The 22562-nt window shown below is 75.8% G+C and carries 17 protein-coding genes; 11 read left to right on the plus strand and 6 right to left on the minus strand.

Going from position 1 to position 22562, the window contains the following annotated elements:
• Window position 1 precedes the first annotated feature (1 nt).
• The gene (locus tag ACE1OA_RS30345) at window positions 2-787 is read left to right on the plus strand and encodes a sulfite exporter TauE/SafE family protein (RefSeq protein ID WP_356602290.1); all 786 of its coding nucleotides are present in this window, start codon (window positions 2-4) and stop codon (window positions 785-787) included.
• A gap of 132 nt (window positions 788-919) precedes the next feature.
• On the opposite strand, the gene ACE1OA_RS30350 is transcribed toward ACE1OA_RS30345, so the two are convergent.
• Entirely contained in the window at window positions 920-1198 is a 279-nt protein-coding gene (locus tag ACE1OA_RS30350; protein WP_356602288.1) for a metal-sensitive transcriptional regulator, read from the minus strand.
• 74 nt (window positions 1199-1272) lie between these two features.
• On the opposite strand from ACE1OA_RS30350, the gene ACE1OA_RS30355 reads away from it, so the two are divergent.
• Complete coding sequence (locus ACE1OA_RS30355; RefSeq protein WP_356602286.1) at window positions 1273-1845, plus strand: rhodanese-like domain-containing protein; 573 nt, start codon at window positions 1273-1275, stop codon at window positions 1843-1845.
• Between the two features lie 56 nt (window positions 1846-1901).
• On the opposite strand, the gene ACE1OA_RS30360 is transcribed toward ACE1OA_RS30355, so the two are convergent.
• On the minus strand, window positions 1902-2333 hold the full coding sequence (locus ACE1OA_RS30360; protein ID WP_356602284.1) for a PPOX class F420-dependent oxidoreductase: 432 nt from the start codon (window positions 2331-2333) through the stop codon (window positions 1902-1904).
• Between the two features lie 151 nt (window positions 2334-2484).
• Between ACE1OA_RS30360 and ACE1OA_RS30365 the strand changes: the two genes are divergently transcribed.
• The 5 genes from ACE1OA_RS30365 (at window position 2485) to ACE1OA_RS30385 (ending at window position 9860) form a co-directional block, all read left to right on the plus strand.
• Complete coding sequence (locus tag ACE1OA_RS30365) at window positions 2485-2844, plus strand: ArsR/SmtB family transcription factor (RefSeq protein WP_356602282.1); 360 nt, start codon at window positions 2485-2487, stop codon at window positions 2842-2844.
• 115 nt (window positions 2845-2959) lie between these two features.
• A complete protein-coding gene (locus ACE1OA_RS30370) occupies window positions 2960-4321 on the plus strand; it encodes an MFS transporter (protein ID WP_432753673.1) in 1362 nt (453 codons plus the stop codon).
• 534 nt (window positions 4322-4855) lie between these two features.
• Window positions 4856-5383 (plus strand): DUF6584 family protein, encoded by a 528-nt coding sequence (locus ACE1OA_RS30375; RefSeq protein WP_432753674.1) that lies wholly within the window; start codon window positions 4856-4858, stop codon window positions 5381-5383.
• Between the two features lie 290 nt (window positions 5384-5673).
• Window positions 5674-6483 carry an HAD-IIA family hydrolase gene (locus ACE1OA_RS30380; protein ID WP_356602276.1) on the plus strand — a complete coding sequence of 270 codons (810 nt, stop codon included), beginning with the start codon at window positions 5674-5676 and terminating at the stop codon, window positions 6481-6483.
• Between the two features lie 233 nt (window positions 6484-6716).
• On the plus strand, window positions 6717-9860 hold the full coding sequence (locus ACE1OA_RS30385) for a helix-turn-helix transcriptional regulator (RefSeq protein ID WP_432753675.1): 3144 nt from the start codon (window positions 6717-6719) through the stop codon (window positions 9858-9860).
• On the opposite strand, the gene ACE1OA_RS30390 is transcribed toward ACE1OA_RS30385, so the two are convergent.
• Both ACE1OA_RS30390 and ACE1OA_RS30395 read right to left on the minus strand, forming a co-directional pair.
• Window positions 9842-11641, minus strand: a complete 1800-nt coding sequence (locus ACE1OA_RS30390) for a serine/threonine-protein kinase (RefSeq protein WP_432753676.1) — start codon at window positions 11639-11641, stop codon at window positions 9842-9844. The two genes, ACE1OA_RS30385 and ACE1OA_RS30390, sit on opposite strands and share 19 nt — an antisense overlap.
• Window positions 11638-12246, minus strand: coding sequence for a hypothetical protein (locus tag ACE1OA_RS30395; RefSeq protein ID WP_432753677.1), 609 nt, complete (start codon window positions 12244-12246; stop codon window positions 11638-11640). The genes ACE1OA_RS30390 and ACE1OA_RS30395 overlap by 4 nt, the downstream gene beginning before the upstream one ends.
• A gap of 513 nt (window positions 12247-12759) precedes the next feature.
• Between ACE1OA_RS30395 and ACE1OA_RS30400 the strand changes: the two genes are divergently transcribed.
• Both ACE1OA_RS30400 and ACE1OA_RS30405 read left to right on the plus strand, forming a co-directional pair.
• Window positions 12760-13533, plus strand: coding sequence for a hypothetical protein (locus ACE1OA_RS30400; protein WP_384870100.1), 774 nt, complete (start codon window positions 12760-12762; stop codon window positions 13531-13533).
• A 285-nt stretch (window positions 13534-13818) separates the two neighbouring features.
• Window positions 13819-17880: a molybdopterin-dependent oxidoreductase gene (locus ACE1OA_RS30405; protein ID WP_432754108.1), complete on the plus strand. Its 4062-nt coding sequence runs from the start codon at window positions 13819-13821 to the stop codon at window positions 17878-17880.
• 71 nt (window positions 17881-17951) lie between these two features.
• Here ACE1OA_RS30405 and ACE1OA_RS30410 read toward each other — a convergent pair whose 3' ends face one another.
• Together ACE1OA_RS30410 and ACE1OA_RS30415 are read right to left on the minus strand one after the other, a co-directional pair.
• A complete protein-coding gene (locus ACE1OA_RS30410) occupies window positions 17952-18776 on the minus strand; it encodes an SGNH/GDSL hydrolase family protein (protein ID WP_356602268.1) in 825 nt (274 codons plus the stop codon).
• A 43-nt stretch (window positions 18777-18819) separates the two neighbouring features.
• The gene (locus ACE1OA_RS30415) at window positions 18820-19326 is read right to left on the minus strand and encodes an Lrp/AsnC family transcriptional regulator (RefSeq protein ID WP_356602266.1); all 507 of its coding nucleotides are present in this window, start codon (window positions 19324-19326) and stop codon (window positions 18820-18822) included.
• Between the two features lie 308 nt (window positions 19327-19634).
• Here ACE1OA_RS30415 and ACE1OA_RS30420 point away from each other — a divergent pair, with 308 nt between their 5' ends.
• Together ACE1OA_RS30420 and ACE1OA_RS30425 are read left to right on the plus strand one after the other, a co-directional pair.
• On the plus strand, window positions 19635-21134 hold the full coding sequence (locus tag ACE1OA_RS30420; RefSeq protein WP_432754109.1) for an FUSC family protein: 1500 nt from the start codon (window positions 19635-19637) through the stop codon (window positions 21132-21134).
• Between the two features lie 265 nt (window positions 21135-21399).
• Window positions 21400-22446, plus strand: coding sequence for a lactonase family protein (locus ACE1OA_RS30425; RefSeq protein WP_432753678.1), 1047 nt, complete (start codon window positions 21400-21402; stop codon window positions 22444-22446).
• The last annotated feature ends 116 nt before the right edge of the window (window positions 22447-22562 follow it).

Genomic DNA, 22562 nt, shown 5'->3' on the forward strand with positions numbered 1-22562 from the left:
GATGACCGCGCTCGTCCTGGCCCTGATCGCGGGCGGTGTGGTCGGCCTGGCCCTCGGCGCCCTGGGGGCGGGCGGCAGCATCCTCACCGTGCCCGCGCTGGTCTACCTGCTCGGCTTCGCCCCGTCCGCCGCGACCACCGCCGGCCTCGTCGTCGTGATCGGCACCTCTCTCACCGCGCTGCTGGCCCACGCCAGGGCGGGAGCGGTGCTGTGGCGCGCCGGTCTGCTCTTCGCGGCGGCGGGACTGCTGCCCGCCGCCGCGGCGGGCCTCGTGTCCGTACACCTGCCCGCCGCGCTGCTCACCGCGATGTTCGCCGTACTGGCCGGGCTGGCGGCGGTGCGCATGCTGCGGAGCGCCGGGCCGGCCGGGAGCGGCGCGGAGACGGAGGCGGCGGCCGGCGGGAACGGGGCGGCGGGTCCGTCGGCGGCCGGCCGTGCCGCGGGAGCCGGGGCGGGCCTCGGCGCCGTGACCGGTCTCCTCGGTGTCGGCGGCGGATTCCTGGCCGTGCCGGCGCTGGTCACGGTTCTCGGCGTGCCGATGAGCGCGGCGGTGGGGACGAGCCTGCTCGTCATCGTCGCCAACGCGCTCGTCGCCCTCGCGGCCCGGGCCTCCACCGCCGTGCAGCTGGACTGGGCGCTGATCATGCCGTTCCTCGCCACCGCCGTCCTGGGGGCCTGGGACGGCCGGCGACTGGCCGCGAAGGTCTCCGCGCGGGCGCTCCAGCGGGTCTTCGGCGGCGTGCTGCTGGCCGTGGCCGCCGCCATGGGCGCCACGGCCCTGCTGTGAGCGGACCCGCGCCGGCGGGCGGACTCAGGCCGGCGGGCGGACCCGGGCCGGCGGGCGGACCCGGGCCGGCGGGCGGACCCGGGCCGGCGGGCGGACCCGGGCCGGCGGGCGGACCCGGGCCGGCGGGCGGACTCAGGCCAGCGAGAGGAAGAGCTTCTCCAGCCGGGCCCGCATCTGCGCGGAGTCCCGCATCTCCGGGTCCTCGCCGGTCATGCACTGCTGCAGTCCGGTGGCGATGATCGAGAAGCCGGCGCGGTCCAGGGCGCGAGAGACCGCGGCGAGCTGGGTGACCACGTCCTCGCAGTCCCGGCCCTCCTCGATCATCCGGATGACGCCCGCCAGCTGGCCCTGAGCCCGCCGGAGCCGGTTCAGCGCCGACTTCAGCTCCTCGGCCGACATGTCGAGTTGCACGCTTCCTCCTCCTGCATATACCCCTGCGGGTATCCTACCGTGGGGGTCAACACTCCACCGAAAGGTTCCGTTCCGTGACGACCCCGACCGCCCTGACCACTTCGCAGGCGACGCGCCGCCTCGGCGAGTACACCGTCATCGACGTGCGCACGCCCGGCGAGTACGCCTCCGGCCACCTTCCGGGCGCCCACAACATCCCCCTGGACCGCGTCGAGGAGGCCGCCCACGCCCTGCGGTCCGCGGCCGAGCGCGTGCCGCTGCTGATCGTATGCGCCTCCGGTGCCCGGTCCGCCCGGGGCTGCGTCCAGCTGGCGGCACTCGGCATCGACGCCACGAACCTCGACGGCGGCACCGGCGCGTGGGCGGCGGCCGGCCACCCGGTCGAGCGGCCCGCCGGGGCCGGGACCACCTGGCCGATGGACCGCCAGGTCCGCCTCGCCGCGGGAACCCTGGTCCTGCTCGGATTCCTGGCCGGTCTGGCCTGGCCGCCCGCCCACTGGCTCTCCGGCCTGGTGGGAGCCGGTCTCGTCCTGGCCGGCGTGACGAACGCCTGCGGCATGGCCGCCCTGCTCGCGAGGCTGCCCCACAACAGGGCCCCGCGGGACGCCGTCGGGTTCGAGGCGACCCTGCGGGCCCTGACCGTCTGAGCGCACCGCCGCGTGCCCGTCCGCCGCCCGTGCCGTGGGCCCGGGCGGCCCGCCGGTCAGCGCAGGCTCGTGCCGTACACGTGGTCCACGGTCAGCGTGAGCAGGACCCTCCGGTCGGCCACCATGACCGCCCGGTACTCGTCCCAGTCCGGGTGCTCCCCGGCCGCCTCGCGGTAGTAGTCGACCAGGGCCTGGACCTCGGGGCCGTCCGGGTCGGTCCCGGGGCCGACGAGGGTCACGGTGCCCTCGGCCGTCGCCCACGACCGGCCGTCGGCGCTCGTGACCTCCAGGGCGGCGCGTGGATCGCGGCGCAGGTTGGCGGTCTTGGCCGTCCCCGCCGTCGTCGACACCCGGACGACACCGGCGGACCGGTCGTACGAGGGGAGGACGGGGGAGAGCTGGGGGCGGCCGTCGGACTTGATCGTCGCGAGCACGCCCAGCCGGCTCTCCGCGAGCAGTGCGTGCGCGTCGAAGGCTGTGTCGGTCATGCCAGGATCAACTCGCCGCCGGACGCCGTGTATTCCGCGTCCACGGGGTGCGCCGGCCGCCCGCGTACGCGGAGGGTCCCCCGCCCCGCGGTGCCGCCCCGCTCGTCGCCCGCCCGGTCCGGGCCCCGTCCCCGGTGCCTACGATGAGCCCATGGCCGAACGCGAGGGATTCCCCACTGCGCGTGATGCGCACCAGCGCACCCCTGGTGCCCGCGAGCTCTCCGCGGCGGCGGGGGTGTTCGCGCTGCTCGCGGACCCCACCCGGCTGCACCTGGTGTGGCTGCTGACGCGCGGGGAGTCGGACGTGACCGCGCTCGCCGAGGCGTGCGGCGCGGCGCGGCCCGCGGTCAGCCAGCACCTGGCGAAACTCCGTCTCGGCGGCCTCGTCCAGCACCGCAAGGACGGACGGCGGGTCGTGTACACGCTGCCCGACGGTCACATGCGGCGCCTGGTCGTGGAAGCGATCAGTCACGCCGACCACCAGGTGACGGGCGAACCCTGGCACGACTGACGTCCCGGGACGGGCGTGTCCATGGGGGCGCACCTGTCTCGAATCGACATGTGCGCACCTGTGCACATGTCGGCTACGGTGGAGTCCACCCCGTAGCCGAACGAGGGCGGTCCCCATGCTGTCCGTGCTGCGCCACCGCGCCTACCGGCACCTCTTCGCGGCCCAGGTCGTCGCGCTCACCGGCACCGGCCTCGCCACCGTCGCGCTGAGCCTGCTCGCCTACGACCTCGCCGGCGACCGGGCCTCCGCGGTCCTCGGGACCGCGCTGGCGCTCAAGATGGTCGCCTACGTGACGATCGCCCCGGTGGCCGGCGCGCTCGCCGAGCGGATACCCCGGCGCGCCCTCCTCGTCGCCACGGACCTCACCCGTGCGGCGATCGCCCTGACGCTGCCCTTCGTCACCCAGGTGTGGCAGGTCTACGTCCTCGTCCTGCTGCTCCAGGCCGCCTCCGCCGTCTTCACGCCGGTCTACCAGGCCACCCTCCCCGACGTGCTCCCGGACGAACGCTCCTACACCCGGGCGCTGTCGCTCTCCCGGATCGCCTACGACCTGGAGAGCCTGTTCAGCCCGGTGCTGGCCGCCGCGCTCCTGACCCTCGTCCCCTACGGAGGGCTCTTCACCGGAACCGCGATCGGCTTCCTCGCCTCGGCCGCGCTGGTCGTCTCCGTCCTGCTCCCCGGACCCGCGACCGGCGAGCCGGCGCCGGACCGGGCCCCTCGCTCCGGCGGCCGGTACGCCCAGGCCGCCTTCGGTACCCGGCTCTTCCTCGCCACGCCACGGCTGAAGGCCCTTCTCGCGCTCGACCTCGTGGTGGCCGCCGGTGGCGCCCTGGTCCTCGTCGGCACCGTCGTGCTGGTGCGCGACACCCTCGGCCGCTCCGCCGGCGACGTCCCGATCGCCCTGGGCGCGTACGGCGCCGGATCCATGGCCGCCGCCCTGCTCCTGCCGCCCCTGCTGGACCGGCGCGGCGAACGGGGTCCGATGCTCGCCGCCGCGTTCGCGACCGCCGCGGTGCTCGCCGTGCCGGCGACGACCGGTGCCTGGTCCTGGCCCGGCCTGCTCGCCGCCTGGTTCCTCGTCGGCGCGGTGGGGTCGGCGGTCCTGACACCCGGTGGCCGGCTGGTGCGCCGCTCGGCGGCCGGCACCGACCTGCCGGCCGCCTTCGCCGCGCACTTCTCCCTCTCGCATCTCTGCTGGCTGCTCACCTACCCGCTCGCGGGCGTGCTGACCGCGACGGCCGGACCGCGGGTCTGCGCCGCCGTCCTGGCCGGCGTCGCCCTGGCCGGCTCGGTCGCGGCGGTCCGGCTGTGGCCGCGTACGGACCCGGACGGGAGGGCCCACGTCCATCCCGAGCTGCCGCCGGACCACCCGCACCTGGCGGGCGCGGGCGGGCCCCACGTGCACGGCTACCGCCGGGACGCCCTCCACCCCCGCGGACTCGGCGGGGGCACCCGGAACGGGCGAAGCGCAGCGTGACGAGCTCGAACGGCCGCAGCCGCAGACGCAGCGCCCCGTCGTCACCCGCGCCGTCCCCGCCGGGGCGTCCGCGAGGGGACGCTCCGGGAGGTCGCAGAGCTCGACGCCGACGGCACCGGTGAGGTCGAGCGCACGGTCTCGACGTGTTCTGCGGCTTCCTCCGGGAGATCGGGCGGCTGCTCGGTAAACCGGTGCTGATGGCCCCGTAGGGCGGCTCGGGTCATCCGGTGCTCGGCTTCGACGTCGAGGCCGATCGAGTCGTTCTCCTCGCAGACGCGCAGGTCAGGTGAGCATCCACGCTGCCGCCCAATCGATTCAGCACCGATCTTCGGTCGTCATCGACCGTGGCACGTCCCGTTCCGCAACTCGCCGACAGAACCGCACGCTCGGTTGCAACCGAGCGCACGCCAAGGGCTGTTGCGCACATGGCGGTGTCCCGCCTCGGTGAGGTTCAGCCGATGCCGTCGAGATCGAGCGAGTGCTGAGGAAAAAACCAGGTCGACGCCGGTCATTGCGGTACTCGATCATGCGTTCATGCCCCTGAGAGAGACCCTTGCCCGAGTTGATGCAGACCTGGCCGCCGGCCGGGTTCCCGTCGCGCGCCAGCGCTTGCGAGGTCTCATCTCGTCCTTCCCGCACGACCTGACGCTCCGCCGTCGTCTGGCCGGGGTGTACCGGCTCTACGGTGACGCCGCCGAGGCTGGACGCTGGATGTACCTCGAAGAGGACCGGAACGCAGACGAGACGGCCGCCTTCGAGGCGCGGTACGGGTCGCCCGGGTGGCGGATGAAGGCCCTCGCCTGGCGCTGCCCCGAGGCGAAGGCCGCTACCGCCTTCGCGGAGGGGCAGTTGGTCGCGGTGCGGACAGCCTGCGCCGAGGAGGTGGGGCGCCCCGTCGCCTGGGACGACCCCGCCTCCTACTCGGACAACCTGGAAGATGAGGCTGAGGCACCCTCCGAGCCGTGGTCGGTCGGCGGTGTGCTGGCGGGCGCCGGCTGCCTGGTGCTGGCCCTCCTGTTCCTCGCGATCTGGGTGAACGGACTCGTTTCCCTCTTCGACTGACTCAGGTCACCGGAGCCCGTCCGGCACTCGCCCCCCCCGCGGCCCGGTGCGTCGGGAACCCTTGACGCGCGGCGAATGCGGAGGAAAATACTGAATACACCAGAAACCAGAGCGAGCCGCACCCGACGGCGAAGACGTTCGCCGCCCCGCGTGACCCCCTCGCGGCTCTGGCCAGGCCCCCGGCAGCTCCTCCCGGGCCCGTGGCTCCCGACGACGGTCGAGAACCCCGGCGCGGTGACGGACTGCCGGGGGACCGCGTGTCCGGACTCCCCGCGACCAGTCGGGCCCCCATGGAACCCCTCGCCGCCGCCCTGATCGACATCGACGGGGTGCTCACCGTGTCCTGGAAGCCGCTCCCCGGCGCCGTCCGGGCCTTGCGCTCGCTGCGGGACCGCGGCCTTCCGCTCGCGCTCGTCACCAACAACACCGCGCGGACCCGCGCCTCGATCGCCGGGAGGCTCGCGGACGAAGGCTTCCCCGTCACCGCCGACGACATCCTGACCGCGCCCGCCGCCACGGCCTCGTACCTGCGGGACCACCACCCGGGCGCGCGCTGTCTGCTCCTCAACACCGGGGACGTCCGCGACGACCTCGACGGCGTGACGCTGGTCGGCGAGGACGATCCGGCGCCCGAGGTGATCGTCCTCGGCGGCGCCGGCGACGCCTTCGCCTACCCGGCGCTGAACCGGGTGTTCCGCCTGCTCCAGGGCGGTGCGCACCTCGTCGCCATGCACCGCAACCTGTACTGGCGCACCTCCGGCGGTCTCGACCTCGACACCGGGGCCTTCCTCCTCGGGCTCGAACGCGCCGCCCGCGTGGAGGCGGTCGTCACCGGCAAGCCGTCCGCCGCCTTCTTCGCGGCCGCCCTCGCCCGCCTGGGGGTCTCCGCCGACCAGGCGCTCATGGTGGGCGACGACATCGTCTCGGACGTCCTCGCCGCCCAGCGGGACGGGATCACCGGCGTCCTCGTCAGGACCGGCAAGTACCTGCCCGAGACCCATCGTTCGGCCGACGGGACACCGGACCACGTGCTCGACTCCGTCGCCGACCTGCCGGCCCTGGTCGAACGACTCGCCGGGGCGGCCAGGTCCGCTGAGTGAGGGCGGCAGGACTGCTTCCGGATGGCCGGGCGGGCGGCCGTAGCGGCGGTGATCCACGAGGCAGGTGTGGCGCGTTCGCTGAATGGTGCTTATGTGACGAGTGAGTCGGGTGTGGCAAGCATGGTTGCGTGGTGCCAGTGTGACGGACGGTGGCCGGCCGGTTCGGAATTGTCCGTGGCGTGACGTAGAAACGTGAAGTGGGGGAACCGCTGACAGGTCGAAGGGGACGGGTCGTGCAGACACACGCGGGGCGGGGGTGCGTCGACCGCGCGCCCTTCGTCGGGCGGCGGGCGGAGCTGGACCGGCTCGGTGCCCTCCTGGACCGGATCGACGCCGGGGGGCCGGCCGCCGCCCGCGTCACGGCCGTCGACCTCACGGGCGAGGCCGGGGCGGGCAAGAGCCGGCTGCTCACCGAGTTCGCGGCGCGGGCGCGCGCCCGCGGCCTGACCGTCCTGCGCGGCCGTGCCGTCGACGACGGGCACGCAGGCCCCTTCCAGGTCTTCACCGACGCCCTCGGCGACCTCGACCACACCCACGAGGACGACCCCGCCTCCCGCCTCGGCGCCCTGTTCGGTGGCGGCGGTGCCGGTGGGGGGAGCGCGGGGCGCGGCATCACGTACGGGCCGGGCGGCTCCGCCGGCGCCGCCGGACGGTCCTCGCTCCTGCGCCGCGCCGCGGCGGCGCTCGGCCGTGTCCCCGGCCCCGGCCTGGTCCTCCTCCTCGACGACCTGCACGGAGCCGACGCGTCCTCCCTGGAGCTCCTCGACCACCTCCTCAGACACCCGGTACGAACCCCGTTCCTGCTCGTCGCGGCCCGGCGCGAGCGGCAGACTCCGCCGGACCTCGCCGCCGCCCTGGCCCGCGGCATCGACACGGGCGCCGTCACCCGCCTCACCCTCGGACCGCTGGACCGCCGCGACTGCGTCGAGCTGGCACCCGGCCTGCCGGTCCGGCAGGCGGAGGAGGCGTACACCGCGAGCCAGGGCAGCCCGCTGTACTTCCTGGCCCTCGTCCATGCCCGCAGCTGCGCGGGCACCACGGGCCCCGAGGCGCACCTGCTCGGCGAACTGGCGCCGCTGCCGCCCCTGCAGCGCGCCGTCGTCGAGGCCGTGGCGGTCCTCGGCGACCAGGCGACGCCCGAACTGGTCCGGGCGGTCACGGCCGCCGGCCCCGACGACCTCGCCGAGGCCCTGCGCCAGGTCGCGCGCCGCGATCTCGTGCGCCACGACGGCGGCGGCCACCGCCTGCTCCCGCGGCACCCCGCCATGCCGCGGCTGGTGCGACGGTCCATGGACCCCTGGCGGCGCCAGGAGTTCCACCGCCGGGCGGCGGCCGAACTCTCCCTGGCCGGCGCCGCGCCGGCCGAGCAGGCCCGTCACCGGGAGCAGGCGATGACCCGCTGGGACCCGGCGGGTGCCGCCGTCCTGGTCAGAGCCGCCGCGGAGACGGAGGCCACCGCCCCGGGGCGCGCCGCCCGCTGGCTGAACGCGGTCCTCCGACTCCTTCCCGACACCTGCGAACACCGCCGCACCCGACGGGAGTTGACGCTGCTCCGGGCGCGGGCGCTCGGCGCCGCCGGACGGGTGGAGGAGAGCCGCGACCTGCTCCACCGGCTCATCGACGGCGGTCCGCCCGCGGGCGGCGGCGAGGCGGACTGCCGGCGGGACGACGGGGCGGACTGCCGGCAGCACGACCGGACCGGTGGCGCCCGCGACGGCGTGCCCCACGCCCGCGAAGGCGACGACGGAGGAGGGGAGGACGGCGACGACGGAGGCGGGGAGCACGGCGGGGACGACCTGCGGATCTCGGCCGTCCTGCTCTGCGCCTTCATGGAACGCCACCTCGGCCGCTACCCCGAGGCCGACGCCCTGCTCCGCCGCGAACTGGAACGCGTGCCCGGCCCCCGGCCCGCCCGGCGCCTCGGGCTCGTCGTCGAATGGGGCTGCCGCGCCCTCTTCGCCACCCGCTACCCCGAGGTCCGGGGCGAGGTGGCCCGCGTGCTGGCCGACGCCCGGGCGCGCGGCGACGAAGCGGGCGCGGTGGAGGCGCTGACGCTGGCCGCCCTGGGCGAGGCCTACGAGGGCGACGTCCCCGCGGCCCGCTCCCACGCCGACCAGGCGGCGGCGCTGGTCGACGTGCTGACCGACGGCGCACTGGCGGCCCACTGCGAGTCGCTGGTCCGACTCGGCTGGAGCGAGGTCTTCCTCGACCGCTACGCCGACGCGGAGCGCCACAGCGCGCGGGGGATCGCCATCGCCCGGCGCGGCGGCCGGCCCTTCGCCCTCTCGCAGCTCCTCATGTGCGCGGCGTACGTCCGCTTCACCACCGGCCGGGTCGCGGCGGCCCTGGAACTCGCCGACGAGTCCCTGGCGGTCGCCCAGACGCTCGGCGGGGCGGAGCTGCTCGGCTTCACCCGGGCGACCCGGGCCGCGATCCTGCTGCACGCCCGGCCGCTGGGTGATCCGGCGGGGCCGGCGGCGGCCGAGGAGGCCGCCGCCACCGTGAGCGGCGCCGAGGGCTGGTGGGCGATCCAGGCGCGCTCGCTGCTCGCCTACGCCATTCCCGCGGGCGAGGACCCCGACCGGGTCCGGGACGTCCTGACGCGTGCCGGAGGCGGTCGGGACCTGCCCCGGATCCAGTCCTCCGTCCGGCCGAGCCTGCTGGAACTCCTGGTGGCGGCCGACCTCGTCGCCGGCGATCCGGCCGAGGCCGAGCGGGGTGCGGCCCGCGCGACCGAACTCGCGGAGCGGCTCGATCTCCCGGTCCAGCGCGGGGCGGCCCTGCGCGGCCTCGGCCGGCTGCAGGCACATCGGGGCGACCCGGCCGCGGCGGCCCGCTCCTTCACGGAGGCGGCGCGGCTCAGCGCGCGCTCCGGCGCGACCCTGCGGGAGGCGCAGAGCCTGCTGCTCGGCGCCCCGTTCGCGAAGGCGGCGGGCGACGGACCCGGGGCGGTCTCGATGTGGCGCCGGGGCCGCCGGCTCGCCGCGGACGGCGGCGCGCGGATGCTCACCGACCTGGCCGAGCGGCTGCGGCCGGCGGTGCTCGGGCCCGGACCGACGGGACCGGCGGGACCCGGGGAACCCGCCGGCCCGCGTCCCCCCGGGGCGGGCGGCGCGCCCGCCCGGGACGACCGGCTGGCCCGTCTGACCCCGCGTGAGCGGGAGATCTCCGCGCTGGTGGCGGAAGGGCTCACCAACCAGGCGGTGGCCGACCGGCTGGGCTTGAGCCCCCGGACGGTCGAGAGCCACGTCGCCCGCGTCTACCGCAAGACCGGGGTGGTGACGCGCGCGGCACTCGCCTCCCTGGTCGTGCGGGGCGGCCTGGCCGACGGCGACGGCCCGCCACCGGGCAGGACCGGTCAGTCCTCCTGCGGGTAGGCGGCGATGACCTTGCCCTTGGGGTCCGCCTTCAGATAGCCGGAGCCGTAGTCGTCGGAGAGGTAGACGCTCATCCCCGGGCCCGTCTTGAAGATGGTGGACGGCGTGTTCACCACGAGGTAGCGGCTGGTGGGGTTCTTGACCCCGAGTTCCTTGTCCGCCCGCTTCATCAGACCCGGGACGGCGTCCCAGTCGAAGTCGGCGAGATCGACCGCCACGGTGCCCGACATGACCGTGCCGCCCGAGCCCTCCTTCACGGCGACGTCGCCGCCGCGGTAGCTGTACGAGTCGTACCGCTTGGTGCTTCCCTCGACCAGCGCCTCGGCGAGCACGTACTCCGGGTACACCACGAAGCGGGTGACCTTGGTGCCGCCCATGACGGGCTTCAGCTTGGCCACGGCGTTCTTGATGCCCTCGGCCGTGAGCAGGTCGGTCTTCACCGGGTCGTCGTCGGCCGCGTCCACGGGGGTGTCCGCCGACGCGTCCGACGACGGCGTGGCGGCGGAGGACGGTCCGGTGGCCGAGGTGGTCGGGCCGCCGTCCTTGGCCTCGTCGCCGGTCCCCTTCCGCCCGTCCCAGTTCAGGTAGCCGATCGGCAGGGCCACCGCGAGCAGCACGGCGAGGGCCGCGCCGACCAGCCGGCCGGTCCGCCGCCGGCCCCCGGGCACCGTGGTGGTGGGCGCGGTGGAGGGGAAGGGCGGCGGCGTCGGCGCGGCCGGCCCCCCGTAGGCCGGGAACGGCGACGGCGTCGCGCTCCCGGCCGGGCCCGTGAACGGCCCCTGGCCCGGGGCCCGGCCCGCGGCGGGCGGCGCCAGATGGAACGACGTGTGCGCCCCGGACCGCGGGTCCCCGGCAGCGGGGACGGCGTCGGCCGGCCGGCCGACGGACCTCGGGTCGACCGGGCCGCCCCCGCCCCCTGCCGAGCCCGTCGCACCGGCCCCCTGACCGGTCGGTGCGACGGGCTCGGCGACGGCGGCCAGCGCGAGGTCGAGCGCCTCGGCGTCCGGGCGCGCCGCCGGATCACGGACGAGCAGTGTGGCCAGTACGGCGCCGAGCGGGCCGGCCTGGCGGGGCGGAGGCACGTCGTCGGAGAGGACGGCCGCCAGGGTCGCCAGCGTGTTGGCGCGGCGGAGCGGATGCCGGCCCTCCACCGCCACGTACAGCAGCATGCCGAGGGACCACAGGTCGCCGGCCGAACCGCCGACGCCTCCCCGGACCCGCTCGGGCGCCATGTAGTCGGGCGAGCCGATGACGGAGCCCGTGGCCGTGAGGCTGGTGGACTCGCGCACCGCGGCGATCCCGAAGTCCGTGAGCACCGGCCGCCCGTCGGGGCGCATCAGCACGTTCGCCGGCTTCACGTCCCGGTGCTCGATGCCGCGCGCGTGGGCCGCCCGCAGCGCCGACAGCAGGTCGCGGCCGAGCCGGGCCGCGTCGGCCGGCGCCATCGTGCCGCGCTCCAGCCGGTCGTGCAGCGAGCCGCCGGTCACCAGCTCCATCACGAGCCAGGGGTACGTGCCCTCCCCGCCGTCCACGATGTGGTGGATCGTCACGACGTTCGGGTGGTCGACCTGGGCCAGCGCCCGGGCCTCGCGCAGGACCCGCTCGCGCAGCGTCCGGGCGGCCTCCGGCTCGTACTCGGCCATCGCCGGGTCCGGCGGCCGGACCTCCTTCAGCGCCACCTCCCGGTGCAACGCCAGGTCACGGGCGCGCCACACCGTGCCCATGCCGCCCCCGCCGAGCCGCTCCACCAGCTCGAAGCGGCCGTCGATCACTCTGCTCACGTACTCTCCCGCGTCCTGTCACCGGCGTTCGCGGCCGTGGCCCGCCGATGGTCCTGCGTGCATGCCCGCAGCCGTTCGAGCTTGGCGCGCAGGTCCGTGGCTCCGGACTCCGTCGCGGACCCGCCCCCCGGACCGGGTGTGGCGCCGAGCCCCCCGGCCCTTACCCCGCACTGTAGGAGAAGGAGGGTGGCGGTCTGCGCGGCGGTGGTGTCCCCGGCCTCGTGGGCCGCGACCACCTGGTCGCACAGGGCTCCGAGAGCGGCCATGGCACGGGCCTCCGGGCCCGGTCCGGCCGCGTCGGCGGCGTCCGGGGCGCAGAGCAGTGCCCGGGCGCGGGACAGCAGCGCCTTGCCGTGGCTGCCGGCCCGTTCGTGCAGCTCGGCCGCCCGCGCGAAGTGCGTCTCGGCGCAGTGGCCGACGTCGCCGCGGTGGTCGAGCGCGAGGGCGTCGAGCGAGTCCGCCTCGTCGCCGGGGGAGAGCCGGCCGCCGGCGCGCGCGACGGCCGCCGCGGCCCGGCGCCACGCGGCGCCCGCATCGGGATGACCTGCCTCGGTGAGCATCCGGGCCCGGGCGAGCAGGGTCCCCGCCGTGTCGAAGCCGGTCACCGGACGCCTCGCGACGCGCGGCGGCGGGCTTCCGTGGTGTCCTCGGCGGGGCCGGCTCCGGTGATGCTCTCGAACGCTTTCAGCGGGCCCATCCGTGTTCCTGCTCGGGGGAGACGTGCGGCGGTCGACCGGCGCCGCGCACCGGTCCCGCCGCGGAGCCTTTCACGCCCGGCGCGCGCCCACATCCGTAGAACTACGGAACTTCGCGGACCGGACCGGACCGGACCGGACCGGACCGGACCTGACCGGGCCGGGCCGGCCCCGGCTCCCGTCCGGCCCTGTCCGGCGACGCCGAAGCCGGAACCGCCGAAGATCCGCGCGCCCGGCCACGCCGCCGAGCGCCCGCGCGAGCCTCACCACGCCGCCGGAGATCCGCGCGGGGCCATGCCCCCGGGCCTCCGCGCGCCCCACCACGCCGCCCCGGCGAAGTGAGTAGCGGTACTCATGCCGCCCACCGCCCGCGGCGGGACCATGGCCGACGGGAGCCGACCGGACGGCTCGGAGGGGGTTGGCATGAGCAAGGCCGCAGGTGTGTGCGTGGCCGCGGGAGCCGCGGTCCTGGCCCTGGTGACGGCGTACGCGGTGGGGGCCCCGCCCGCCCTGGTGCTCGGCGTCGGAGCCGGCGTCCTCGGACTGCTCTGGCTGCTGCTGCTCCTGACGGCGCCCTGGAACCTCTACTTCCGCGCCCACGCGGTGCTCGCCGAGATCGCGATCAGCCGGCGGAAGGGGCTGGAGGTCCCGAAGGAGCGCGACGCCGAAGCGGGCCGCATCGCCCGCGTGATGCTCCGCCTGGCCGTCGCCGGCCATCTGGCGACGGCCGTCGCGGTGGGCGTGGTCGCGTGGGCGAGCGGACGGGAGGCGGGCTACTGGTTCGCCGGGTTCTTCCTGCTCAGCACCTTCTTCCGGCCCGCGGGCGCCTACTTCGCCCAGCTGCGCCGGCGGCTGGGACGGCTGCTCGTGGAGGTGACCCACCCCCGCGACGACGTGGTCGCGCTGCGCGGCCGGGTCGACCAGGTGGAGAACGGTGCGCGGGTCCTGGAGGACCGGACCGAGGAGCACTACCGGACCCTGGCCGAACTGCGCCGCGCGGTCGACGCGCTGGCCCTGACCACGGACCGGCGCGCCGACGACACCGACCGTCGCATCGCCGCCATGGCGCGGGAGTTCGAGGCGACGATCGACCGCCTCACCGACAACGAGGAGATCATCGCCGGGCTCAAGGCCTTCCTGCGCCTGCTGCGCGCCACCGACGCCGTCGACGGCACGGGGCGCCCGGCCGCCCTCTGACCGGTGGGGGCGCCGCCCTGGGGGTGTCCTGCCGGTCCTGCCGGGCTTTCGGCGTGATCGACAAGCCCCCCGAGTGCTTCTCACAGCGAGCCGGGGGCCGCTGTGTGACGCGTGTTACGGACCAAGATCAGCCCGGTTGACACAGATGTAACGGGCATTTCCTACGGTCGTGGCACGAACGGTTCCACAGAGAGGCCCCCGGTGACGCCAGAGGACACGCGCAACCCGCGCACCGGCCCCGACCAGGTGCGGACCGTCTGCTCGTACTGCGGTGTGGGCTGCGGAATGATCCTCGACATCGGCCGGGGACCCGACGGCCGACGCACGGTCCTCAAGGCGACCGGCGACAAGGAGCACCCCGCCAACTTCGGACGCCTGTGCACCAAGGGCGCCACCACCGCCGACATGCTCGCCGCGCCCGGACGGCTGACCACCGCGCTGGTACGGGAACGCCGCGGCGAGGCCCCCGTCCCCGTATCCGCCGACCGGGCCATCGCCGACACCGCCCGCCGCCTGCGCGCGATCGTCGACCGGCACGGTCCGGACGCCGTCGCCCTCTACGTCTCCGGCCAGATGAGCCTGGAGGCGCAGTACCTGGCCAACAAGCTGGCCAAGGGATTCCTCGGCACGAACCAGATCGAGTCCAACTCGCGGCTGTGCATGGCGAGCGCGGGCACCGGCTACAAGCTCTCCCTCGGCGCCGACGGCCCGCCCGGCTCGTACCAGGACTTCGAGCACGCCGACCTCTTCCTCGTCATCGGCTCCAACATGGCCGACTGCCACCCGATCCTCTTCCTGCGCATGATGGAGCGGGTCAAGGCCGGGGCGAAGCTGATCGTGGTCGACCCGCGGCGCACCGCCACCGCGGCCAAGGCCGACCTCCACCTGCGGGTGCGGCCGGGCACCGATCTCGCCCTCCTCAACGGGCTGCTGCACCTGCTGCACGAGAACGGACACACCGACCCGGAGTTCATCGCCGCGCACACCGAGGGCTGGGAGGCGATGCCCGCCTTCCTCGCCGACTACCCGCCCGCCACCGTGGCGGAGCTCACCGGCATCCCCGAGGAGGACATCCGCACCGCCGCCGCCTGGATCGGCGCGGCCGGGGAGTGGACCAGCTGCTGGACCATGGGCCTCAACCAGTCCACCCACGGCACCTGGAACACCAACGCCCTCGTCAACCTGCACCTGGCCACCGGCGCGATCTGCCGACCCGGCTCGGGCCCCTTCTCCCTGACCGGCCAGCCCAACGCCATGGGCGGGCGCGAGATGGGCTACATGGGCCCGGGGCTGCCCGGTCAGCGCTCGGTCCTGGTCGCCGAGGACCGGGCCTTCACCGAGGAACTCTGGGACCTCGCGCCCGGCACGCTCCGCGAGGACGGCTCCGGCCGCGGCACCGTCGACCTCTTCCGGCGCATGGCGGACGGCGAGATCAAGGCCTGCTGGATCATCTGCACCAACCCGGTCGCCTCGGTCGGCAACCGCCGCACCGTCATCGAGGGCCTGGAGGCCGCCGAACTCGTCATCACGCAGGACGCGTTCGCCGACACCGAGACCAACGCCTACGCCGACGTCATCCTGCCCGCCGCGCTGTGGACCGAGACCGAGGGGGTACTGGTCAACAGCGAGCGCAACCTCACGCTCGCCTCCCCGGCCGTCGACCCGCCCGGCGAGGCCCTCGCCGACTGGCGGATCATCGCCGGCATCGCCCGCGCCCTGGGCCACGACGAGGCGTTCGCCTACGAGAGCGCCGAGGAGATCTTCGAGGAGATCACCCGCGCCCGGAACCCGAAGACGGGCTACGACCTGACCGGTGTCACGTACGAGCGGCTGCGGGACACCCCCGTGCAGTGGCCGGCCGCGCCGGGCGGCCCCGACCGCAACCCGATCCGCTACCTGGACGCGGACGGCGCGGGCCCGGTCTTCCCCACGCCCAGCGGCCGGGCCGTCTTCCACGCCCGCCCCCACCTCGACGCGGCCGAGATGCCCGACGACGACCACCCCTTCGTCCTCAACACCGGCCGCCTCCAGCACCAGTGGCACACCCTCACCAAGACCGGCCGGGTCGCCAGGCTCAACCGGCTCGACCCCGCCCCGTTCGTCGAGATCCACCCCGGGGACGCCGAACGACTCGGCATCGCGGAGGGCGACGCGGTGGAGATCACCTCGCGGCGCGGGAAGGCCGTCCTGCCGGCGGTCGTCACCGACCGCGTCCTGCCGGGCTGCTGCTTCGCGCCGTTCCACTGGAACGACCTGTTCGGCGAGTACCTCAGCGTCAACGCCGTCACCAACGACGCCGTCGATCCGCTCTCCTTCCAGCCCGAACTGAAGGTGTGCGCGGTGGCCCTGACGAAGACGACCGCGCCGGGACCGGGACCCCGGCCGGCGGCGGCGCCCGGCACGGCCGCACCGGGCGGGCGACCCGTGCCCGCCGTCGTCCCCGCCGTCGTCCTGCCCCAGGCGGCCCCTCCCGGTGTGTCCGCCGCCTTCGGGCTCGAACCCTCCCCGCCGCCCGTCCTCAGCGCGGAGGAACGGCAGTATCTCGTCGGCTTCCTCGCCGGCCTGGAGGCGGGCGCCCCGGGCGTCCCCGTCCTGCCGCCCGGCGCGCCCTTCCGCGAGGAGCACGCCCGCTGGGTCGACGGCGTCCTCGCGGGCCTGTACTCGCGCGCCCCGCGGGCCGTCCCCTCCGGGCCGGGACCGGCAGCCCCGGCCCACGCCCGCGAGATCGTCGTCCTGTGGGCCTCGCAGACCGGGAACGCCGAGGACTTCGCCGCGGCCACCGCCGACCGGCTCGTGGCGGCCGGGCACCGGGCCGCCCTCGCCGGCATGGACGAGACCGACCCGTCCGCCCTGCCGCCGGCGGCCGACCTGCTGCTGATCACCAGCACCTTCGGCGACGGCGACGCGCCCGACAACGGCTCCGGCTTCTGGGACGCCCTCGCCGGCCCGGACACCCCGCGCCTCGACGGACGGCGGTACGCCGTGCTCGCCTTCGGGGACTCGTCGTACGACGACTTCTGCGGCCACGGACGGCGCCTCGACCAGCGCCTCGACGAGCTCGGGGCCGTACGCCTCGCGCCGCGGACCGACTGCGAACCCGACTACGAGCCCTCCGCCGAGGCGTGGCTCGACCAGGTCCTGACCAGCCTCACCAGTCCCACCGGCCTCACCGAGCCGCCGCGGGCCGCGCCCGCACCGGGCCCCGTCCCCGCCGCGCCGCGCAGGTCCAAGCCCGTCGCCACCCCCGCCCGGCTCGTCGGCAACCGGCTGCTCAGCCTGCCCGGCGCAGGCAAGGAGGTCCGCCGCTTCACCTTCGACACGAGCGAGAGCGGCACCCCCCTCGGCTACGAGGCGGGGGACGCCCTGGGCGTCCAGCCCGTCAACTGCCCCGAACTCGTCGCCGAGTGGCTGGCCGTCACCGGACTCGACGCCGGAGCCACGGTCGAACTCCCCGGGCTGGACCCCGTACCGCTCGGCGAGGCCCTGCACCGCCACCTCGACATCACCCGCCTCACCCCCGCCCTGCTCGGATTCGTCACCGAACGGACCGAGGACCGCGACCTCAAGCGCCTGCTCCGCCCGGACAACAAGGACGGCCTCGCCCAGTGGTCCTGGGGCCGGCAGGCCGTCGACGTGATCGCCGAGCATCCCGTACGGGCCGCGGCGCAGGAGTGGGCCGACGTGCTCGGCCGCCTCCAGCCGCGGCTGTACTCGATATCCTCCAGCCCGCTCACGGACCCGCACCGGGTCTCCCTGACGGTCTCCGTGGTCCGTTACGAGAACCTGCGCGGCACGCCCCGCAAGGGCGCCTGCTCCCCCTACCTGGCCGACGCCGAGCCGGACGCCGTGGTCCCGGTCTTCGTGCGGCGGGCCGCGCACTTCCGGCCCCCGGCCGACCCCGGCACCCCGATGGTGATGATCGGGCCGGGCACGGGCGTGGCCCCCTTCCTGGGCTTCCTGGAGGAGCGCCGCGCCCTCGGCCACCGGGCGCCGAACTGGCTCTTCTTCGGTGAGCAGCACCGCGCGACCGACTTCCTCTACGAGGAGGAGCTCACCGCCTTCCTCGCCGACGGCACCCTGGACCGCCTCGACACCGCCTTCTCCCGGGACCAGCGCGCCAAGATCTACGTCCAGGACCGGATGCGGGAGCACGGCCCCCAGCTGTGGTCCCGGCTCAGGTCCGGCGCCCACCTCTACGTCTGCGGCGACGCCGCGCGGATGGCGAAGGACGTCGACCGGGCGCTGCGGGACATCGCCGTCGCGCACGGCGGCCACGACGAGGAGTCGGCGGCGGCGTACGTCAAGCAGCTCGCCGCCGAGAAGCGGTACGTCCGGGACGTCTACTGAGCCTCCCGCGCCCTGGGGGATCTCGCCGGGCTGCCTGATCGACAGGACGCCCCCACGGGCCGCGCGGCCGCTCAGGCGGTGGCGCCGGCGTCCGCGGCGGTGACGGGTGCCACCGGGGACAGCTGCGGGCGCTTCGCCGTGCGCCCGTCGCCCGAGGAGCGGCCGCGCAGCCGGCGGCCCAGCCAGGGACCCAGGAATCCGGCCGCCCAGCGGACGTCGGCCAGCGCCGCGCGCGGGCCGGTCGGGGCGGGGACCTCGGACGGGGGCAGGGGCAGGCTCCAGGTGTCGTCGCTGCCGGGCAGGGCCAGGGCGTGGGCGACGGCGGCGGCGATCCGCTCGTGGCCCAGCGGGCCGGCGTGCAGCCGGTCCGCGCTCCAGATCCGCGGGTCCGTCACCACCTCGTGCCCGGTGCTCTCGGAGACGACGACCCCGTGCCGCGCCGCGGCGACGCGGATCCGGTCGTTGAGCTCCTCGATCCGGGGGCGCAGCGGCCGGGCCAGCGGCACCAGGACGGTCAGATCGGGGAAGGTGAGCGTCGCCACGCGCGTGCCTGCGCCGGTCAGCGCGGCGAACATCGCCTCCAGGTGCCCGGCCACCTCCGCCGCGTCGAACGACGGCCGGAGCATGTCGTTCACCCCGGCGACCACCGTGGCCAGATCGGGGCGGAGCGCGAGGGCCGGCGCGAGCTGCCGGGCCCGTACCTGGCCGGCGAGCAGTCCTCGGACGGCGAGGTTCGCGTACTGCACCCGGGGATCCACCACCGCGAGCCGTTCGGCGAGACGGTCGGCGAAGCCGCGCAGGCCCACGGTGTCGTCACCGTCGCCGACACCCTCGGTCTGGCTGTCGCCGAGGGCCACGTAGCGGAGATAGGGGGAGGACTGCTCGCTGGTGGGCATGGCCTCACTCTATGGTCAGCAGAGTGGGTATTCAACAAATCTACTAATCAGCGAGGGGGGTGCCGGTTCGGCCGCCACGGGCCGATGACCGCCCGATCGACTCGACCAGGGGGAGCAGGCGGTGCGGGACCCGCTCCCGCAGGGCCATCTCCGTGCGCGTGCGGACGACCCCGGGAAGCTGGATCAGCTGCTGGATCACGTCCTCCAGATGGCCGTTGTCCCGCGCCACCACCCGCGTCAGCAGGTCCCCGCCGCCGGTGATCGAGAACGCCTCGACGATCTCCGGAATCGCGGCGAGCGCGTCGCCGACCTCGTCCAGGTGCCCCTGCGTCACCTCGATGTGGACGAAGGCGAGCACAGGGTGCCCGAGCGCGGCCGGCGACAGGAACGGTCCGGTGCCGGTGATCACCCCGTCCCGCTCCAGCCGGTCGACGCGGGCCTGCACGGTGCCCCGCGCCACCCCGAGGATCCGGGCGTACTCCCGCACGCTGGTGCGCGGCTGCTCCAGCAGCAGCCGCAGGATGCGCGTGTCGAGCTCGTCCACCGCCATGGTCCGATGGCCTCCTTCTGGCCGATGTCTACTCGCGAAGACTGTACCAATGGCCCACCTCCAGCCGGTCGAGTTGAGCCAGTGAGCGGATGGATGTTTTCCTCGGAGCAGAGAACGTAGACGGCGCCGCGCTTGCGCCGGACCGGCGACGAGGCCGGTACCGGACCGCGGCGCCTTTCCCATGTCCGAGAGCGGCCACGGGCAGGCCCGGGCACGAGATCACGCGAAGAGGGTGTGTGTACGGCAGCGGGGGCGGGTCGACCGTCGTGAAGAAGGGCCGGGAGACCGGCGGCCGGCTGGTCAGGCTGGTGTTCGTGGCCCCGGACCCGGGGAAGGTCAGGCTGCGCGTCTCCTCGCGCGCCGTCCTCGGCGTCGGGCTCGCGGTGGCCGCGGCCGAACTCGCGGGCCTCTCCCTGACCGCCTCCCTCACCGGGGGCCTGGCCGCGCTGCTCGCGCTCTTCACCGTCGGCGACCCCACCGTCCGCCGGCAGGCCCTCACCACCGCCCTGCTGCCCGTCGCCGGCTTCCCCGTCCTCGCGCTGGCCACCGCCCTGCACGGCGCGCCGCTGCTGCGGGACGCCTCCTGGCTGCTCGTCGTCTTCGCCGGGGTCTACGCCCGGCGCTGGGGCCCGCGCGGCCACGCGCTCGGCATCTTCGCGTTCATGATGTTCTTCGTCACCCAGTTCCTGCACGCGCTGCCCGCGCAGCTGCCGGAGCTGTACGCCGCGGTGACCCTCGCGCTCCTCGTCGTCGGAGCCGTCCGCTTCGTCGCCTGGTCCATCGAGCGGCGCGTCCCGCCGCCCGCCGCGCCCGCCCCGCTGCCCGGCAGTGGCCTCGCTCGGCCCACCACCCGGCAGGCCTTCCAGGCCACGGCGGCGTGCGCCGTCGCGCTCGCCGCCGGACAGGTCATCTCGCACGACCGCTGGTACTGGGCCGTCGGCACCGCCTGGTGGATCTTCGTCAACACGGCCTCGCGCGGCGAGACGCTCGTCCGGGGCTTCCGGCGGGTCGTCGGCACCGTCACCGGTATCGCCGCGGGTCTCCTCGTCGCGATCCCGCTGGCGGGCGCGCCCGCTCCGACCGCCGCGCTGGTCGCCGTCTGCGTCTTCGGGATCTTCTACACGGCGCCGCTCTCGTACAGCTGGATGATGTTCTTCGTGACCGTCATGGCGGGCCTCCTCTACGGCCTGCTCGGCGTGCTCCACCCCGGGCTCCTGCTGCTGCGCTTCGAGGAGACCGCGGTCGGCGTGCTCGGCGCGGCCGTCGGTGTCGCCCTGCTGCCCGTGACCACGCACGCCGCGACCAACGCCTGGATCGAGCGGGCCGTGACCTGCGTGCACGAGTGCACCACGGTCGCCGCCCGCCGCCTCGCCGGGGACCCGGCGGCCGACCCCGCGCCGCTCGCCGCCGAACTCGAGCTGCTGCTCGGCCGGGCGAGGATCACGCTGGCCCCGCTGACGCACCCGCTGAGCCCGCTGCGCGCCCGCAAGGCCCGCGCCCGCCACGTCCTCGCCCTCCTGGACGACTGCGCGCGGGAGATCCGGGGGCTCTCGGCCGTGGCCGCCGACCCCGACGCCTCGCACGACGCCCGGCTCGCCGCCGCGTCCTGGCGGGTCGAGTCGGCCGTCCACGCCCTCGTGCCGCCGGTCCGGCCCGTCCGCCCGGCCTCGCCCGACTCCGCCCTCCCGTCCCACCACCCCGGCGCGGAGGCGGCCCTCGGCCACCTGTACGGCCTGGAGCGCGCCCTCGTCGACCTGGCGACCCCGCTCCGCAGCGCCCCGGACGCCCCCCTGGTCCCGGCGGCCTGACACTCCCCGGCCGCCGGGCGATCGCGTGCCCGCCGCGCACCGGGGAGCCCCGGCCGCGGGGCGGTCGGCTCGGCGGCGGCTGGGCGGCCTCCCTGCCGCGGCCCTCCGGCCCGCCGCGGCCTTCCGGCCCGGTCCTCCGTACCGGAGCCGGCCGACCGCCCTTCCCGTCGGCCCCGCCACGACCCAGTTGGTCTAGACCGCCTGCTAACGTCAGGCCGGACTACGGAGCGGTCGACCCCGGCCGCTCGGCGGAAGGGGAGACGCCATGGGCGGCACACGCGCGCGCAATCCGGTACGGGCCTTCATCGGCTCCTTCACCTCGGCGGGCGGCCGCGGCGTCCTCGCCGCCGACGTCGACCCACGCACGGGCGCCCTGACCGTCACCGGATCCACCGACGCGGTCGCCGATCCCTCCTACCTCGCCCTCGCCGGCAGCACGCTCTACGCCGTGTCCGAGACCGAGGCGGGGGCGGCCGCCGCCCTCGACGTCAGCGGAGCCGCGCCGCGGCCGCTCGGCGCCCCCGTGTCCGTCCGGGGTGCCGGGCCCACCCACCTCGCCGTCGCGGCCGGGCACGTCCTGACCGCGAACTACGGCTCCGGCAGCGTCACCGCCCTCCCCGTCGCCGCCGACGGCTCCCTCGGCCCGGCCGCCGACATCGCCCGGCACGAGGGCTCCGGCCCGGTCGCCGACCGCCAGGCCGGTCCCCGCGCCCACCAGGTGCTGCCCGCCCCCGGGGGCCGCTGGGTGGCCGCGGTGGACCTCGGCACCGACTCCGTCTGGATCCACGCCCTCGACGCCGCGACCGGCGCCCTGCGGCCCCACGGCGAGACCGCCCTGCGCCCCGGCACCGGGCCGCGCCACCTCGCCTTCCATCCGGCGGGCGGCCACGCCTACGTCCTCAACGAGCTGGAGCCCACCCTCACCGTCTGCCGCTGGGACGCCGACGCGGGCGTCCTGGAACCGCTCGACGAGGTCCCCGTCCTGCCCGAGGGAGCCGCCGCGCCGAGCTACCCCTCCGCGGTCGTCGTGGCCCCCGACGGCCGCTTCGTGTGGGTGGCCGTCCGCGGCGCCGACCTGCTCGCCGTGCTCGCCCTCGACCCGGACGGCGGGAGGGCGGCGCTCGTGGAAACGGTGCCCTGCGGCGGCCGCTGGCCCCGTGACCTGGCCCTCGATCCCTCCGGACGCCGGCTGTACGCGGCGAACGAGCGCTCCGGCGACGTGACGTGGTTCGACCTCGACCCGGAGACCGGTGTCCCGAGCCGGGCGGGCTCCGTCGAGGCCCCCGCGGCCACCTGCGTGGTCCTCGGCTGACGGGACCCGGCCCGCGGGCCGGGTCCCCGTCCCACCGCCGTCACCCGCCACCCGCCGGGCGGGCCGCCCGGCCGCGCGCAGACGGGAGGGCCCGCTCCGGACTTCTCCGGTGCGGG

Source organism: Streptomyces sp. JL2001 (assembly GCF_050917515.1).
Classification (GTDB): domain Bacteria; phylum Actinomycetota; class Actinomycetes; order Streptomycetales; family Streptomycetaceae; genus Streptomyces.

Coding starts and splice junctions, on each gene's coding strand:
- ACE1OA_RS30405 (WP_432754108.1), top strand. CDS start 13,819: ATGATCCTCGACATCGGCCGGGGACCCGACGGCCGACGCACGGTCCTC.
- ACE1OA_RS30360 (WP_356602284.1), bottom strand. CDS start 2,333: ATGACCGACACAGCCTTCGACGCGCACGCACTGCTCGCGGAGAGCCGG.
- ACE1OA_RS30365 (WP_356602282.1), top strand. CDS start 2,485: ATGGCCGAACGCGAGGGATTCCCCACTGCGCGTGATGCGCACCAGCGC.
- ACE1OA_RS30425 (WP_432753678.1), top strand. CDS start 21,400: ATGGGCGGCACACGCGCGCGCAATCCGGTACGGGCCTTCATCGGCTCC.
- ACE1OA_RS30380 (WP_356602276.1), top strand. CDS start 5,674: ATGGAACCCCTCGCCGCCGCCCTGATCGACATCGACGGGGTGCTCACC.
- ACE1OA_RS30415 (WP_356602266.1), bottom strand. CDS start 19,326: ATGGCGGTGGACGAGCTCGACACGCGCATCCTGCGGCTGCTGCTGGAG.
- ACE1OA_RS30375 (WP_432753674.1), top strand. CDS start 4,856: ATGCCCCTGAGAGAGACCCTTGCCCGAGTTGATGCAGACCTGGCCGCC.
- ACE1OA_RS30345 (WP_356602290.1), top strand. CDS start 2: ATGACCGCGCTCGTCCTGGCCCTGATCGCGGGCGGTGTGGTCGGCCTG.
- ACE1OA_RS30410 (WP_356602268.1), bottom strand. CDS start 18,776: ATGCCCACCAGCGAGCAGTCCTCCCCCTATCTCCGCTACGTGGCCCTC.
- ACE1OA_RS30370 (WP_432753673.1), top strand. CDS start 2,960: ATGCTGTCCGTGCTGCGCCACCGCGCCTACCGGCACCTCTTCGCGGCC.
- ACE1OA_RS30400 (WP_384870100.1), top strand. CDS start 12,760: ATGAGCAAGGCCGCAGGTGTGTGCGTGGCCGCGGGAGCCGCGGTCCTG.